This is a genomic window from Nodosilinea sp. P-1105, from assembly GCF_012911975.1.
GTDB lineage: Bacteria > Cyanobacteriota > Cyanobacteriia > Phormidesmidales > Phormidesmidaceae > Nodosilinea.
In genome coordinates this window covers 68,801-82,441 of record NZ_SMDQ01000011.1, presented here as the reverse complement: position 1 = coordinate 82,441, position 13,641 = coordinate 68,801, and the positions used below count along the sequence as shown (strand labels likewise).

Below are 13,641 nucleotides of genomic sequence, written 5' to 3'. Positions count from 1 at the left end.
TCTTGTTTTTCTGGTGCGTTGGTAACCTATGGACACTTTGTTTGGCTCGGCTGACTCCCAGCTGGTGCTGCTAGTCGCAGCGATCGCGGTGGTTGTTTTGGCCTCAAGGCTGCTGTTCCAGGTGCTGAACCTGGGGTGGCGATCGCTACTGGGCATTGTCGCCATTGTGCTGGTGCTGCAATATGGCTTTGGTATTGCCCCCAAACAGCTCTGGTTTGAGATCAGTCACCTGCCCCAGATGGCCACTCGCTTGTTTCAAAGCCTAGGGTGAGGACGGGCCTGCTGTGTTGACCCTTGCCCCTAGCCCTGTGCTCATGAGCCTGTTGACCGATGCCACCGATCTGGCGATCGAGCGTAACCTGAAGGCATTTTTGCCAGTGTTGCTGGTGGCCCTGAGTGCTGCCAGTCTGCCGCGCATTTTTGCTCCCCTGCGCCAGGTGCCCTACACCCTGCTGTTGCTGCTGGTAGGCCTGGGCCTGGCCCTGGTGGATGTGCGGCTGATTGACCTGTCGCCAGGCATGATTTTGCTGGTGTTTCTGCCGCCAATTCTGTTTGAAGCCGCCTGGAAGATGAAGTGGCCGGATTTGCGGCAGGAACTGGTGCCCAGCAGCCTGTTTGCCATCGGCAGCGTGCCGGTGTCGATTCTGGGCATTGGTTGGGCGCTACATCAATGGATGCAGGTGTCCTGGACCACCGCTCTGCTGACGGGGGCTTGCCTGGCCGCCACTGATTCGGCCTCGGTGTTGGGGGTATTTCGGGAAGTGGGGGCTGGGCGTCGCCTGACCACGCTGTTAGAAGGGGAAAGTCTGTTAAACGACGGGGCTGCCGTCGTCGCCTTTAGCGTGTTGTTAGAACAGGCGATTGACCCGCAGCCGATTGATGTGACCACCACCCTGCTGCAATTTTTGGTGGTTAGCGCCATTGGCTTGGGGGTGGGCATTGGCATTGGTACGGCGGTGGCGCTGTTGACCCAGCGCTATGACCTGGCCTGGGTAGAACAATCCCTCAGCCTGGTGACCGCCTATGGGGCCTACCTGTTGGCCGAAGACTTGGGGGGCTCTGGGGTGATTGCTGTGGTTTCGGCGGGGTTGGTGATCGGCAACCTGAGTTTAGAGCCTGGCCGGCGTCCCGAAAAGCGGGCCACGATGGTGGAGTTTTGGGAGTTCACCATCTTTCTGGTCAACTCGATTGTGTTTCTACTGCTGGGGGATCAGGTGCTGTTCCCCTACTTTATTGAGCACATTGATACCAGCCTGGTGGCGATCGCGGCAGTTGTCCTATCTCGAGCGGTGGCCATCTATGGCTTTAGTGCCCTGAGTGGCTGGGTGACCGGCAACCCCATTCCCTGGGCTGAGCAAACGGTGCTGTGGTGGGTGGGGCTGCGGGGGTCGGTGGCGATCGCCCTGGCTTTGAGCATTCCAGCTCTGGTCAGCGATCGCCAACAAATCATCTCTAACTCCTTTGGGGTGGTGCTGTTTACCCTGCTCGTCCAGGGCCTTACCACCAAGCCCTTAATGGACCGGCTGAATTTGCTGGAAGATCAGCAAATCCATACCCAGTACTTGCAGCTGCTGGCCCGCCGCACGGCTCTCCAACAGGTGCTCGACCATCTGACCCAGCCCCCAATTGCTGCCAGTGGCGATCCCCAAGCCGTTGGCCCAGAGCTGGAGTTTGTCAAAACCCAACTGGAGCAAAGTCAGCGGCAGCTGGATACCCTACAACAGACCTATCCGCAGCTCGCTGATTATCTACGACAACAGCGACGGGAAACCCTGGTGGCGATCGAAACCGCCACCTATGCGGACTTTGTGCAGCAGGGCTACTTGAAATCCTTGCCTGACCCAATCCTATCCCAGGTTTTTGAGCGCCCTGTCCCCAAACCCGGGGAGAGCCCCTGAATTCGGTAGGAAAAGCACCTAACGATTGAGCTCAACCACCACTGGTCTACTGTTGAGTTCTACAGCTCAGCACTCAGCCTAACAACTCCTCTAGAGAGGTGAAGCCAACGGTGGCAGCTAGCAGGGCTTCATCATCCAGGTCTTCGTCAGGGGGCAGGACAGTTTCGGCCACGGCATCCAGCGGAGTCTAAGTGGCATTCAGAGCGGGCTAGCGGATGACAACCAGCCAGCTTCACGCAGCCGTTCCCAAGCCAGATGGATATGGCGGGGTTCAAACATACGCTTGCGTGAATTCCAGGCATGCACCTTGGCGACTGCTTCTTCAGCGGTCGCAGCGTGTTCGTGAGTCGCCACCCAATGCACCGTAGACAGCAGTTCCATGCCGAAGGTGGTCTCAAACCCTTTAATCAAGGCTGCCACTTGGTCAAACCGCTGACGAGTCGCCTCATGCTGAGTGAGAAAGGCTTCTGCTTGCTCAGAGGCGTGGGGCTTGAGGTCTAAGGGTTTATCGGGAATATCGCCCGCATCGCCATAGCCACTAATAAAGTGCCCTTCAATATGGTTAAGCACGTGGCGTAGATTTTCGGCATAAGGTCCATAGGGCGCCTTTTGATACTTTAGCTGCAAGGGTTCTCCTGCTTCTTGCATAAAGTACATCAGCTTATGGACTTCTAGCAGGGTAATGGTGGGATCCATTACAGCGGCCAGATAGCGACGCATTAGCCCAAGTAAGGCGGCTCGTCCTACGGTCATGTGGGGAATTTTGGGCGGTTTTGCCATATCAGTTGCAGGCGGCGGTCCAGAGGGTTCATACAGGATGACGTTGACCTCAGGAACCGCTTGAAAGGCTTCAATGATGACGGGCTTAACGTCTTCCCAGTGCAAACCGCCCAAACCACAGCCCAGGGGAGGAATGGCAATGGATTGAATGTGGTGCTGCTGCACAACAGCCTTGAGAATATCACCTTGAGTTAACTTGATCATGGTCGGGTGCCTCCTCTCACCTTAGTAATACCAGCTTGGTTTGACTGATACGGTCGGCTGGTGACTAGCAGAGGTCACTGCCGTTCTGACGAGTGAACAGGACAGCCCGCTCGCAATGCGCTTGGCATCGGAAACTAGGCTCCCAGTGGTGGCAATGCCAGTGAGATTGTCCAGGTGGGTAATGTGGTAAATCTTGGGGTTGCTGGGAGCGGTCATAGGACTTGCTTCGAGGGTAGCGAATGGCTGATTTAGCTAGCAGTGACTACTCTCCTGCTAATGCGATCGCCCCCTCAACGTAGGGTTCCCGCTTTAGGAGTAAATCGAGGACGATATTGGTATCAATGAGGATGTTCACGGTGCGATTTACTGATATTTCTGCGTCAGATAGTCGGTGTAGTCGGCTTGCAGCGCTTCATCGCGAGGGGCGGTACCAGGCTGTTTGGCAATGCCGTGCAGTCCGGTGAGAGTGCCGAAGGGAATGGTTGGGACAGGGGCGACGGTGGCAAGTTGTTTTTGATGCACGGCCAATTCGTATGTCATGGTTAGCTCTCCTGGGCAGCAACCGGAACAACTTGCAAACGCAAGCCTAAAGCCCGCAAAACCTTCAACACGGTGACAAACTCTGGGTTACCTTCCATCGAGAGGGCTTTATAGAGACTTTCGCGCCCTAAGCCAGTTGCCTGGGCAATCTGGGTCATTCCTTTAGAACGCGCAATATCGCCTAATGCAGCCGTTACGAGACTGGGGTCGTTCTCTTCTAGTGCTGCTTCTAGATAGGCAATGATGTCTTCCGTGGTGTCTAGATGATCGGAGGCATCCCAAGGATAGGTTTGCAGTTTTGTCATCGTGGCTCTCCTATAACTCTTTCGCTAGTTCTAAAGCTGCTTTGATGTCGCGTTTTTGAGTCTTTTTATCGCCTCCAGCCAAAAGGATGACTAAGGTCTCGCCTCGCTGAATGAAATACACTCGATACCCTGGGCCATAGTCAATCCGTAGTTCTGATACGCCTTGCCCTACGGGCTTTACATCACCCAGATTGCCCATTGATAAGCGCCGAATCCGTACATTAATACGTGCTTTGGCTTGACGATCGCGCAGGGAGGCAAATCAATCTAGGTAAGTTTGGGTCTGGCGAATCTCTATCATAGGGAAAATCGTATCCTGTGGGATACGAAAACGTCTAGCTGGTCATCTTGGTATATAGCTCATACAGTTTTTCCAGCCGTTTTCCCTCTGGGAAGGCTTCGCCAACGGTGTCGTTTTTGAAGCGTTGCCCAAGGCAAATCGCGAAGCGACTCCGAAGGAGTACCGCTGTAGATGTGCTCCCGCGCTAGCCGCATGGCTTCAGTGCTTTGGGCAAGTTGGACTTTATGATTCCAGCCGATCTTTCCAGTAGTCTGGGTCGCGACGGCAACTCATGACTGCGACAATGACGATGCGATCGCCATAAACACGATACAAAATAGCGTAGGCAAACTTGGGGGTTAAATAACGGCGGATTTGCCCTTCCACGACTGGCCAACGCTCGGGTGCGCCCACAATCCGAAAAATCGAATTTTCAATGGTGTCAATGAAAGCCTGATGCTGGTTGGATTGGGCAAAGAACTGCACCGCCTTGGCGTATTCTTGCAGGGCGGCAGGGTGAAACTCATACCTCATGGCTCGATGAGCTGTCGGACTTGGGCTAAAGCCACCTCTCCGGGAATGGTTTGGACTGCGCCACTCTCAATTTCGGCTAGACGGGCCTGAGCAGTTTGGATACCCTCGCGCAACACATCCTGATCCAGTTGTCCGGCCATGCTCTCGACGAGCTTTTCCAGCAGGATTGTCTTGTCGGCAGCGGGTAAGGCGGTGGCCTCGGCGATGAGTTGATCTAGGGACAGCATGGGCGGGCGTTCCTTGCAGCGGGTGAGGTCGGCTTTGTTGCGATCGGTAAGTTCGGGGACGGGGAAGGTGTTCCAGCCGAGGGTGTTGGAGTAGCGGTAGCGGGTTTCGAGTTTGCCGCATAGGGGTGTAATTTAAGCTGGGAAACGGCTGCTTCGATCTCGACTGCGTTCATACTCCGACCATCAATTGCCCAGGGCTTGACGTTCGGCGTTGGCGTCTCCTAGAGACTTGCCTTGATAAACGACTGAGTCACCAAGACGCCCTGAGACACAAACAACTGCTATCCATCATAGCCACTGTTCAGCCTATAAGGCCCCTTTCAACACATCCACCTTGTCGGTTGTCTCCCAGGTGAAATCGGGGATTTCGCGGCCAAAGTGGCCATAGGCCGCTGTTTGGCGATAGATGGGGCGGCGCAAATTCAGCATATCAATTAGCCCTTGGGGTCGCAGATCAAAATGCTGACGCACCAGGGCCACGATCGCACTGTCAGCGATTTTGCCCGTGCCAAAGGTATTAATGGAAATCGATGTGGGCTCGGCCACCCCGATCGCATAGGAGACTTGAATCTCGCAGCGATCGGCCAGCCCTGCCGCCACGATGTTTTTCGCCACATAGCGACCAGCATAGGCGGCTGAACGATCCACCTTCGAGGGGTCTTTGCCCGAAAAGGCCCCACCACCGTGGCGAGCCATCCCCCCATAGGTATCCACAATAATTTTGCGCCCAGTTAACCCACAGTCTCCGACTGGGCCACCAATAATAAACTGCCCCGTAGGATTAATGTGATACTGGGTACCGGCATGGAGCCAATCCACCGGCAGCACAGGTTTAATCATTTCCTCCATCACCGCTTCGCGGATGTCGGCTTGGGAAATGTCGGGGTCATGCTGGGTCGAGAGCACCACGGCGTCAACGGCCACTGGCTGGTTATCCTGGTAACGCAGGGTAATCTGACTTTTAGCGTCAGGGCGCAGCCAGGGCAGTACCTTATGCTTACGCAGGTGGGCTTGCCGCTCTACCAACCGATGGGCGTAGTAAATTGGGGCTGGCATCAGGGTATCGGTTTCGTTAGTGGCATAGCCAAACATCAGCCCTTGATCGCCTGCTCCCAGGTCTTTATTGGCGGCTTCGTCCACCCCCATGGCAATGTCTGACGACTGCTTACCAATGGCATTCAGCACCGCACAAGAGGCGCCGTCAAACCCCACCGTCGAACTGTCATAACCAATGTCCAGGATCACATCGCGGACAATGTCTTCTAAGTCCACATAGGTGCTGGTGCGCACTTCCCCCGCAATCACAGCCATGCCCGTTTTCACCAAGGTTTCCACCGCTACCCGGGCTTGAATGTCTTCTTTCAGGATGGCGTCTAATACGGCATCAGATATCTGGTCGGCCATTTTATCAGGATGACCTTCGGAAACGGACTCGGAGGTAAAAATGCTGTATTCACTCATTGCTATAGGGTGTGGGTGCTGGGTGGTACTACAAACGGAGAAGATGCCTGATCAACACCAGACAACATTGACCTGGACGTTACCCACAAGATTTTACACGGTTATTGAGAGGGTTACCCGCTCAGGATGTCCCAGATCGATTCGGTACTAGCCGATAAGCTAGGGTCCACGGCTGCACCATAGACATAGACCGGGATGCAAGCCGACTAAATGGGCAGAGGGAGACTCGAACTCCCATGACCGTAAGGCCGCCACATTTTGAGTGTGGTGCGTCTACCAATTTCGCCATCCGCCCTTGGATGAATCCTCATTATACTGAATCGGGCGATTTTTAACTAGGGCAAAATACGCTTGGCTACTGGCCCAGCGGTCAATCTCTCGGGCGCGCAGCACCGGCACCGGGTGGGTTAACCCCTGGGTGCGCATCTGTTTTAGGGCCTCCCCCAGGCTGTCATCACTGATGGCGTCATAATCACGGGCCTGGTCGATAAAGGCGTCCACATTCAGCTGATTCACCAATGACGGCGCCCCACCGCAGAGCTTCATCAGCAGGGAGGCGACCACGCGAGGGTCTTGGGCCACCAGCAGGGCGGCGCGATCGCAGGTAAACTCGGCACACCGCACCCACTCCATTAGCTGGCTTTGCAGGTTTTGGGCCAGCACCTCCCCCAGGGGCAGTTGACTGGCTGCCAGGGTGATCAGATTAGCCAGGGTGAGATAAATGCTGTGATCACATTTCAGATGGCCCAGTTCGTGGGCAATCACCGCTTGAGTTTCGGCTGGGGTCAGCAGCTCTATCAGCGAGGTGTGAATGACAATAAAAGGCCGCTCCCCCCGCATGGCAAAGGTGTAGGCATTGGGCACCGGATGCTGGCGCACATACAGCTGAGGTGGATCCAAATCGAGAATTTGACACGCCTCAATCAGCGCTTGGTGCAGGTCAGGTAGTTGGCGATCGCTGACTTGCAGACTAGTAGCCAGATTCTCTAGATGGAAAAACTGCTCTGCCAGGGGGGATATCACCATCCGCACCAGCACATCCAGCCCTGGCAGCTGTTTCAGAGCACGGGTCGCGTCTAGATCAAGGGGGTGGCGAAACTGATCAGCTCGCAGCCCGAGTAGGAGAGTTTTTCCAGTCATGGGTTTAGGATATATATACCCTTTATGTTTATGGTAGCGCGTCTTTTATTTTGATCTCTAAGTCGAGTAAAATCATTGACTAAACCGGCCTAGCCCCCAATCTATGACCTTGCTTTGTGAGGACTGAGTGTGACGTTTCAGGAATTCGGCCTATTGTTGATGTCAATTATGGCCAGCACGTTTGGGCAACTGTTCCTAAAGTTAGGAGCACTGCAGTTGGGCAAAGTCACCAGTGCTAATGTCCTTACTCATATTCTCAGCATTGCCACCACCCCAGCCCTGTTGATCGGGCTGATGGCTTACGGCGTTGGCGCCATTGGCTATATCCTGCTACTCACCCGGGTCAACCTCAGTATTGCCGCCCCCTCAGCCTCATTGATGTACCTCACCTCGGTACTGATCGGCGCTTTTGTCTTTAACGAAGATGTGACCTCGATCCGGCTAGTGGGGCTCGGACTGATTATGGGTGGGGTCGTCCTGGTGGCCTCGCGGTAAGGGGATCGGTATTGAGTCCGGTTGCCAGGGTTCCGTCTGTAGGGGCAGACCGATGTGCCTGCCCTTTGCGGGCAACAGAGACCTAGGGAAGGTATGGGCGGGGTGGTGGCATGGGGGCAGACCAATGTGTCTACCCTAAGAATCTTTAGCTTTCGGACAAATTGTGGGTTAATGGCTGGGTAGCCAGCTTGACTACACCAAATTCAAGTCCAGAGATGGCGTGTTGCCTGTGAGCAAACTCCTGTGAGCAAACTATAGATCCCGATCTGGGCTTAGCATAGGCTTAAGGCAAGCTGGCCTTTAATCCTAGCGTCCTGCGTTAATAGGTAAAACGAATGACAGAAACAACCAATCCCCAAGTCTTTTTTGATATCACTATTGGTGGTGCACCGGCGGGTCGCATTGTGATGGAACTGCGGGCCGATGTAGCCACTAAAACCGCAGAAAACTTTCGGGCCCTATGCACTGGCGAGAAAGGTACTGGCACCTCTGGAAAGCCATTACACTTCAAGGGGTCTAGTTTCCACCGCATCATTCCTGAGTTTATGTGTCAGGGGGGTGATTTTACCCGAGGCAATGGCACTGGTGGCGAGTCAATTTATGGGGCTAAGTTTGCCGATGAAAACTTTACCCTCAAACACACCGAACCGGGTCTGCTAAGCATGGCTAACGCCGGGCCAAATACCAATGGCTCCCAATTTTTCTTGACCACGGTGTCCACCCCCTGGCTCGACGGCAAACATGTGGTATTTGGTCGGGTGATCGAAGGCATGGATGTGGTTCAAGCCATGGAGCAGGTCGGCAGCCGCAGTGGCCAAACCTCTGAACCAGTGATGATCGCTGATTGTGGAGAGCTTTAGACTCCGATTGCACGAAGATGCTTTTTGCTGACAGATCCATTAGCTTAAAGTCAGCACTATTCCATTAAGGCTGATGAAACGACGGGACTTTATGAGTTGGATTGGGGTAGGGGTCTTGGCTAGCTCCCTACCCATCGCGATCGCCGCTTGTCGCACAACTGACACGACGGCCGATGCCCCCACCCGGGATGACGGCTTTACCGAAATCGGCAGCGTCGATGATTTGGACAGCCAGGCGGTGCTGACCCGTGACGATGTTCAAGGTATTCCAGTTGCGGTCATGCGAGATCCGGCCAGCTCAGAGGGGGTACTTGCGGTAAATACCCTATGTCCCCACCGGTCCTGTGTCGTGGAATGGGACAGTGAAGATAGCTTATTTAGCTGTCCCTGCCACGATTCCAAATTTCAGGCCAATGGCGATTTGGTAGACGGGCCAGCGTCAGGCGGTTTGGAGCAATTGGATGCAACCATTGAAGAGGATACCGTGCTAGTCCGGGTCTAAATCTGGAGATCTTCTTGCTCGGAAGTTGTCCTAGAACGCCGGTACAGATCCCAGGGTTCTATCCTTGGATGGCCCAAAATTCGTTGCCCATTAGCCCAAGAAACCTGGGATCTTGCAATACTGTACTGACGCTCTAGGTTGTTGTTGTTACTGGCTGTTTAGCCTCAAACTTCAGTTTGGCTCGCTTAAAGGGGGCGGGGATATCAACCGGGTAGTTACCTGTAAAGCAGGCGGAACAGAAGCTATCAGGATTTTGTTCGGTCGCTTGCAGCATCCCTTCCCAACTCAGATAGGCCAGGGAATCGACATTAATTTGTTCGGTAATCTCCGCCAAGGACTTGGTAGCGGCAATTAGCTGATCCTGGTTGTCGGTATCAATGCCATAGAAACAGGGATGGGTGACGGGCGGCGATGAAATTCGCATGTGTACTTCTGTAGCCCCTGCATCCCGGAGTGCCTGGACAATTTTGCGGCTAGTGGTGCCCCGCACAATCGAGTCATCCACAATCAGCACCCGTTTACCATACAGTACGTCTTTGAGGGGATTCAGCTTCATGCGAATGCCCACTTCCCGCATCGATTGGGTGGGCTGAATAAAGGTACGGCCCACGTAGCGGTTTTTGATTAGCCCTTCGGCATAGGGAATCCCCGACTGCTGAGAAAAGCCGATGGCGGCGGGCACCCCAGAGTCAGGTACCGCCATAATTAAATCCACCTCAGCTGGAGATTCTTTAGCAAGCTGATGCCCCAGGCGGCGGCGATAGCTGTACAAGCTTTCGCCATTGACAATACTGTCCGGGCGAGAGAAATAGATCATCTCGAACACACAGAGTTTGCGTTGGGTCGCTGCTGCCCACTGGTAAGAGACCAGGCCCCGATCGGTGATCCAAACTAGCTCCCCGGGCTGAATGTCACGAATGTAGGTGGCACCAATAATATCCAGGGCACAGGTTTCAGAGGCCAGGACATAGGGGGCGGGCTGCCCTTCAGTGGGGATATCATCTCCCAGTACCCCTAGCACCAGAGGCCGAATCCCCTGATGATCCCGGGCTCCCATGATCCCCTGGGGAGTGCCGATGACCAAGCTAAAGGCTCCACGGCAGCGATCGAAGGCTTTTTCAGCAGCGCTGACCCAGTCATCGCCATCGTTAACCGCCTCTGCTAGGGCGAAGGCAATCATTTCAGAGTCTGTGGTGGTGACTAGATCGTGGTTGCGTTCTAGCAGTTCTTCCCGCAGGTCGGCGGCGTTGACCAGGTTGCCGTTGTGGGCCAAGGCCAAATCACCTAAACGAGTAGGCACAATGGCAGGCTGAGCATTACACACATGGCTAGATCCAGTGGTGGAATAGCGGGTGTGGCCCACGGCGATATGCCCGGTTAAGTCCTTAAGAATGTGGTCGTCAAACACCTGGGAGACCAGCCCCATATGTTTATAGCAATGACTGCCTGACGCATTGAAGGTGGCAATGCCAGCCGATTCCTGCCCCCGATGTTGCAAAGCAAACAGGCCGAAGTAAGCCAGTCGGGCGACTTCCTCATCCGGGGCAAATAGGCCAAAGACGCCGCAAGCTTCTTCGGGTTTATCCGGACGGTCAAGGCCGTTGTCAGGGCTGGACTTACCGGATTCGTTCAAGAAAGATTTAGAAGGGAACGTCATTGGCTATGCAGGGTGACTGTAGGAACGCCATGGCAAATAAGCGGAGTGATACATGCACTTAGCAACCACGCTTTGCGCAGTGCGTATCCAGCTTCATCATAGGGTGGGGGGTCTCAAAACCGCATTAAAAACTACCAAACTTACCCGCCATATTTAATGGTTCCTTAACATATCAGCGATTATAGCACCCTGGCGAGATGCCCACTGGTGCTCGGTCAATCTGATACTGACAGGATTTGCTACCTGGGGTGCACGGTCTACGGCTGGCCGTGAACCCCAGACCGTACACCGTGCACCGTAAGCCCTGCTATCAGCCTGTCATCTTTAATGTGTTAGACCACTAATCTGCTGCCAATCGCCGTTCGATCGCCGTCGCCCAGGTTGCCGCCAACGCTGCCACAGGGGCGGTAATCACCGTTTCACCCGTCTGGGTTGTCATGGTCAGGGCATCGTCCTGTACCGCCCCCAGCCGCTGCCAGGTATCGGTCAGTTCCCGACCCAGGTAGGCCTCCCACTCGTCCTGGTCCCCTGGGTTGACTGAAACCACAATTCTGGCGCCGCCTTCGCCAAACAGGAGCCGATCCCACCGCTGGTTGGTCTGGGTTGCCCCCAGGGTTAGCTGTATCCTGGCCCCCCGCTGCCCGCTAATGCAGGATTCTGCCAAGGCCACAGCCAGCCCCCCCTCGGCGCAGTCGTGGGCCGAACGCACCCAGCCCTGGACAATGCCATGGCGACAGGCCGCCTGCACCTGTTTCTCTAGGGCCAGGTTAATCGCCGGGGGGTACCCGGTGGCCTGTCCGTGGACCGCCGCCAAATATTCTGAGCCCCCTAGGGTAACCAGGGGTTTACCGGCTAGGGTAGCTGTGCCCGTCTGCTGCACTGGCACCCCTAACAGATAAATTAAATCGCCAGCCTGCTGCCAGCCCTGGCCACAGGTGTGGGTTAAATCCTCAATCAGCCCCACCATGCCCACCACCGGGGTGGGGTAGATGGGCTGGGGGTTACCCTGGCTATCCACCGTTTCGTTATAGAGGGAGACGTTACCCCCGGTCACTGGAGTTTCCAACTCGCGGCAGGCGTCTGCTAACCCCTGACAGGCATGGGCCAGTTGCCAGTAGCCAATGGGCTTTTCCGGGCTACCGAAGTTGAGGTTATCGGTCACGGCCAGGGGCAGGGCACCAACGCAGCTGAGGTTGCGGGCCGCTTCGGCCACGGCGGCCTTGGCCCCCTCGTAAGGGTGGAGGTACACGTAGCGAGCGTTGCAGTCCACTGTGGCGGCCAACCCCCGGCTAACCCCCCCGGGCTGATGCCCCGGCACAGCTTCCTGGGGCCGCAGTCGAATCACCGCCGCATCTCCCTGGCCGGGACCGGTGACGGTGTTATTTTGCACCTGATGGTCGTACTGGCGGTATATCCAGGCTTTAGAGGCAATGGTAGGCTGGTCTAGCAGGGTGTGGAGGACCGCCGTCCAGGGAATGATATCTCCCTGCTGGCTCAGGCCTGTGAGCTCACAGGGGGGCAAACTATCCTCACCCCAGGCCCAGGCGGTTTGGGCATAGGCCGGGGGCTCGGGCAGCAGCTCTCGATGATAAATGGGGGTATTTTCGGCCAGGGCCAGGGCTGGAATTTCCGCCGCTGTCTGACCTTGGAACAAAATTCGCACAATCGGCTCTTCCACCACCCGGCCCGCCACCACCGCGTGCAGTCCCCAGCGCTCGAAGATGTCAATCACCTCAGCTTCGCGACCTTGGGCTACCACAAACAGCATCCGCTCCTGGGATTCAGACAGCAGGTATTCGTAGGGCACCATGCCGGTTTCCCGCACCGGAATCAGGTCCAAATCGAGCTCAATCCCCACGCCTCCTTTGGCCGCCATTTCAGCGGTAGAACAGGTCAGACCAGCAGCCCCCATGTCCTGGGCGGCGACGATCGCCCCGGTCTTAAAGGCCAACAAACAGGCTTCTACCAAAGACTTTTCCAGAAATGGATCGCCCACCTGCACCGCCGGGCGATCGGCTTCTGATTCGTCTGTCAGTTCGGCACTGGCAAAGCTGGCCCCGCCCATACCGTCTCGCCCGGTGGTGGAACCCACATACAGCACCGGGTTGCCAATGCCCGCCGCCCCTGACTTAACAATGTCGTCGGTTTCCATGATGCCAATGGCCATGGCATTGACCAGGGGGTTGCCCGTATAGGCGGCATCAAAGTACACCTCGCCTCCCACGGTGGGTACCCCAAAGCAGTTGCCGTAGTGGGCAATACCGGCCACCACCCCCTGGCAAAGGCGACGGGTGCGGCTATGGCGTAAATCCCCAAATCGCAAGGAGTTGAGGGTGGCGATGGGCCGCGCCCCCATGGTAAAAATATCCCGCAGAATCCCCCCCACCCCGGTAGCCGCCCCCTGGAAGGGCTCTACGGCAGATGGGTGGTTGTGAGACTCGATCTTGAACGCTACCCGCAGGCCATCTCCAGCATCGATAACGCCGGCGTTTTCCCCTGGGCCCACCAGGACCCGTGGCCCCTCGGTAGGAAACTGCTTCAGCAGCGGGCGCGAGTTCTTATAACAACAGTGCTCAGACCACATCACCCCAAACATACCGAGTTCGGCCCGGTTGGGATGGCGCCCCAACCGCCGCACAATATCCTCATACTCGTCGGGCTTAATGCCCTCGGCAGCAATTTCGTCGGGGCTAAAGGGAGGGGTAGAAGAGACGGTCATACTAGCGCTGGGGAAGTTGCTTACCGATCTTAGCCCTAA

14 protein-coding genes, 1 tRNA gene and 2 pseudogenes are annotated in these 13,641 nt (G+C 55.8%); 5 read left to right on the top strand and 12 right to left on the bottom strand.

The window, feature by feature from the left end; all coding sequences use genetic code 11:
* Nucleotides 1-28 precede the first annotated feature (28 nt).
* Together E1H13_RS07360 and E1H13_RS07355 are read left to right on the top strand one after the other, a co-directional pair.
* Complete coding sequence (locus E1H13_RS07360) at nucleotides 29-271, top strand: hypothetical protein (protein ID WP_169612755.1); 243 nt, start codon at nucleotides 29-31, stop codon at nucleotides 269-271.
* Nucleotides 272-284: 13 nt separating this feature from the next.
* Complete coding sequence (locus E1H13_RS07355; protein ID WP_347404134.1) at nucleotides 285-1,898, top strand: cation:proton antiporter; 1,614 nt, start codon at nucleotides 285-287, stop codon at nucleotides 1,896-1,898.
* A 198-nt stretch (nucleotides 1,899-2,096) separates the two neighbouring features.
* Here the strand turns inward: E1H13_RS07355 and E1H13_RS07350 are convergent.
* The 10 genes and pseudogenes from E1H13_RS07350 to E1H13_RS07310 form a co-directional block, all read right to left on the bottom strand.
* A pseudogene (locus E1H13_RS07350) lies at nucleotides 2,097-2,861 on the bottom strand (Appr-1-p processing protein); the annotation flags it as partial.
* Nucleotides 2,862-3,245: 384 nt separating this feature from the next.
* The gene (locus E1H13_RS07345) at nucleotides 3,246-3,422 is read right to left on the bottom strand and encodes a hypothetical protein (protein WP_169612754.1); all 177 of its coding nucleotides are present in this window, start codon (nucleotides 3,420-3,422) and stop codon (nucleotides 3,246-3,248) included.
* A 2-nt stretch (nucleotides 3,423-3,424) separates the two neighbouring features.
* Entirely contained in the window at nucleotides 3,425-3,727 is a 303-nt protein-coding gene (locus E1H13_RS07340; protein WP_169612753.1) for an addiction module antidote protein, read from the bottom strand.
* A 10-nt stretch (nucleotides 3,728-3,737) separates the two neighbouring features.
* Nucleotides 3,738-3,980 (bottom strand): type II toxin-antitoxin system RelE/ParE family toxin, encoded by a 243-nt coding sequence (locus tag E1H13_RS27215; protein ID WP_256378499.1) that lies wholly within the window; start codon nucleotides 3,978-3,980, stop codon nucleotides 3,738-3,740.
* A gap of 270 nt (nucleotides 3,981-4,250) precedes the next feature.
* Nucleotides 4,251-4,541: a type II toxin-antitoxin system RelE/ParE family toxin gene (locus E1H13_RS07330; RefSeq protein WP_169612752.1), complete on the bottom strand. Its 291-nt coding sequence runs from the start codon at nucleotides 4,539-4,541 to the stop codon at nucleotides 4,251-4,253.
* The gene (locus E1H13_RS07325) at nucleotides 4,538-4,768 is read right to left on the bottom strand and encodes an addiction module protein (RefSeq protein WP_169612751.1); all 231 of its coding nucleotides are present in this window, start codon (nucleotides 4,766-4,768) and stop codon (nucleotides 4,538-4,540) included. The genes E1H13_RS07330 and E1H13_RS07325 overlap by 4 nt, the downstream gene beginning before the upstream one ends.
* 58 nt (nucleotides 4,769-4,826) lie before the next feature.
* Nucleotides 4,827-4,900, bottom strand: a pseudogene (locus E1H13_RS28285) (type IIL restriction-modification enzyme MmeI); the annotation flags it as partial.
* A 174-nt stretch (nucleotides 4,901-5,074) separates the two neighbouring features.
* Nucleotides 5,075-6,229, bottom strand: a complete 1,155-nt coding sequence (metK, locus tag E1H13_RS07320) for a methionine adenosyltransferase (protein ID WP_169612750.1) — start codon at nucleotides 6,227-6,229, stop codon at nucleotides 5,075-5,077.
* Between the two features lie 211 nt (nucleotides 6,230-6,440).
* A tRNA-Leu gene (locus tag E1H13_RS07315) sits at nucleotides 6,441-6,524 on the bottom strand.
* Entirely contained in the window at nucleotides 6,503-7,369 is an 867-nt protein-coding gene (locus E1H13_RS07310) for a M48 family metallopeptidase (protein ID WP_169612749.1), read from the bottom strand. Before E1H13_RS07310 ends, E1H13_RS07315 begins: the two co-directional genes overlap by 22 nt.
* A gap of 129 nt (nucleotides 7,370-7,498) precedes the next feature.
* Between E1H13_RS07310 and E1H13_RS07305 the strand changes: the two genes are divergently transcribed.
* The 3 genes from E1H13_RS07305 to E1H13_RS07295 all read left to right on the top strand — a co-directional run bounded on the left by E1H13_RS07305 (nucleotide 7,499) and on the right by E1H13_RS07295 (nucleotide 9,226).
* A complete protein-coding gene (locus E1H13_RS07305; protein ID WP_169612748.1) occupies nucleotides 7,499-7,864 on the top strand; it encodes an EamA family transporter in 366 nt (121 codons plus the stop codon).
* Between the two features lie 335 nt (nucleotides 7,865-8,199).
* The gene (locus tag E1H13_RS07300; protein ID WP_169612747.1) at nucleotides 8,200-8,724 is read left to right on the top strand and encodes a peptidylprolyl isomerase; all 525 of its coding nucleotides are present in this window, start codon (nucleotides 8,200-8,202) and stop codon (nucleotides 8,722-8,724) included.
* Between the two features lie 73 nt (nucleotides 8,725-8,797).
* Nucleotides 8,798-9,226 (top strand): Rieske 2Fe-2S domain-containing protein, encoded by a 429-nt coding sequence (locus tag E1H13_RS07295; protein ID WP_169612746.1) that lies wholly within the window; start codon nucleotides 8,798-8,800, stop codon nucleotides 9,224-9,226.
* A 133-nt stretch (nucleotides 9,227-9,359) separates the two neighbouring features.
* Here the strand turns inward: E1H13_RS07295 and purF are convergent, their stop codons facing one another.
* Both purF and purL read right to left on the bottom strand, forming a co-directional pair.
* The gene (purF, locus tag E1H13_RS07290; RefSeq protein ID WP_169612745.1) at nucleotides 9,360-10,883 is read right to left on the bottom strand and encodes an amidophosphoribosyltransferase; all 1,524 of its coding nucleotides are present in this window, start codon (nucleotides 10,881-10,883) and stop codon (nucleotides 9,360-9,362) included.
* 340 nt (nucleotides 10,884-11,223) lie between these two features.
* A complete protein-coding gene (gene purL / locus E1H13_RS07285) occupies nucleotides 11,224-13,602 on the bottom strand; it encodes a phosphoribosylformylglycinamidine synthase subunit PurL (RefSeq protein WP_169612744.1) in 2,379 nt (792 codons plus the stop codon).
* Between the last annotated feature and the right edge of the window lie 39 nt (nucleotides 13,603-13,641).

Excerpts from the sequence above, each read along its gene's own strand:
- E1H13_RS07310 (WP_169612749.1), bottom strand. The coding sequence starts at position 7,369 with ATGACTGGAAAAACTCTCCTACTCGGGCTGCGAGCTGATCAGTTTCGC.
- E1H13_RS07295 (WP_169612746.1), top strand. The coding sequence starts at position 8,798 with ATGAAACGACGGGACTTTATGAGTTGGATTGGGGTAGGGGTCTTGGCT.
- E1H13_RS07325 (WP_169612751.1), bottom strand. The coding sequence starts at position 4,768 with ATGCTGTCCCTAGATCAACTCATCGCCGAGGCCACCGCCTTACCCGCT.
- purF (WP_169612745.1), bottom strand. The coding sequence starts at position 10,883 with ATGACGTTCCCTTCTAAATCTTTCTTGAACGAATCCGGTAAGTCCAGC.
- E1H13_RS07300 (WP_169612747.1), top strand. The coding sequence starts at position 8,200 with ATGACAGAAACAACCAATCCCCAAGTCTTTTTTGATATCACTATTGGT.
- E1H13_RS07360 (WP_169612755.1), top strand. The coding sequence starts at position 29 with ATGGACACTTTGTTTGGCTCGGCTGACTCCCAGCTGGTGCTGCTAGTC.
- purL (WP_169612744.1), bottom strand. The coding sequence starts at position 13,602 with ATGACCGTCTCTTCTACCCCTCCCTTTAGCCCCGACGAAATTGCTGCC.
- E1H13_RS07330 (WP_169612752.1), bottom strand. The coding sequence starts at position 4,541 with ATGAGGTATGAGTTTCACCCTGCCGCCCTGCAAGAATACGCCAAGGCG.
- E1H13_RS07340 (WP_169612753.1), bottom strand. The coding sequence starts at position 3,727 with ATGACAAAACTGCAAACCTATCCTTGGGATGCCTCCGATCATCTAGAC.
- E1H13_RS07345 (WP_169612754.1), bottom strand. The coding sequence starts at position 3,422 with ATGACATACGAATTGGCCGTGCATCAAAAACAACTTGCCACCGTCGCC.
- metK (WP_169612750.1), bottom strand. The coding sequence starts at position 6,229 with ATGAGTGAATACAGCATTTTTACCTCCGAGTCCGTTTCCGAAGGTCAT.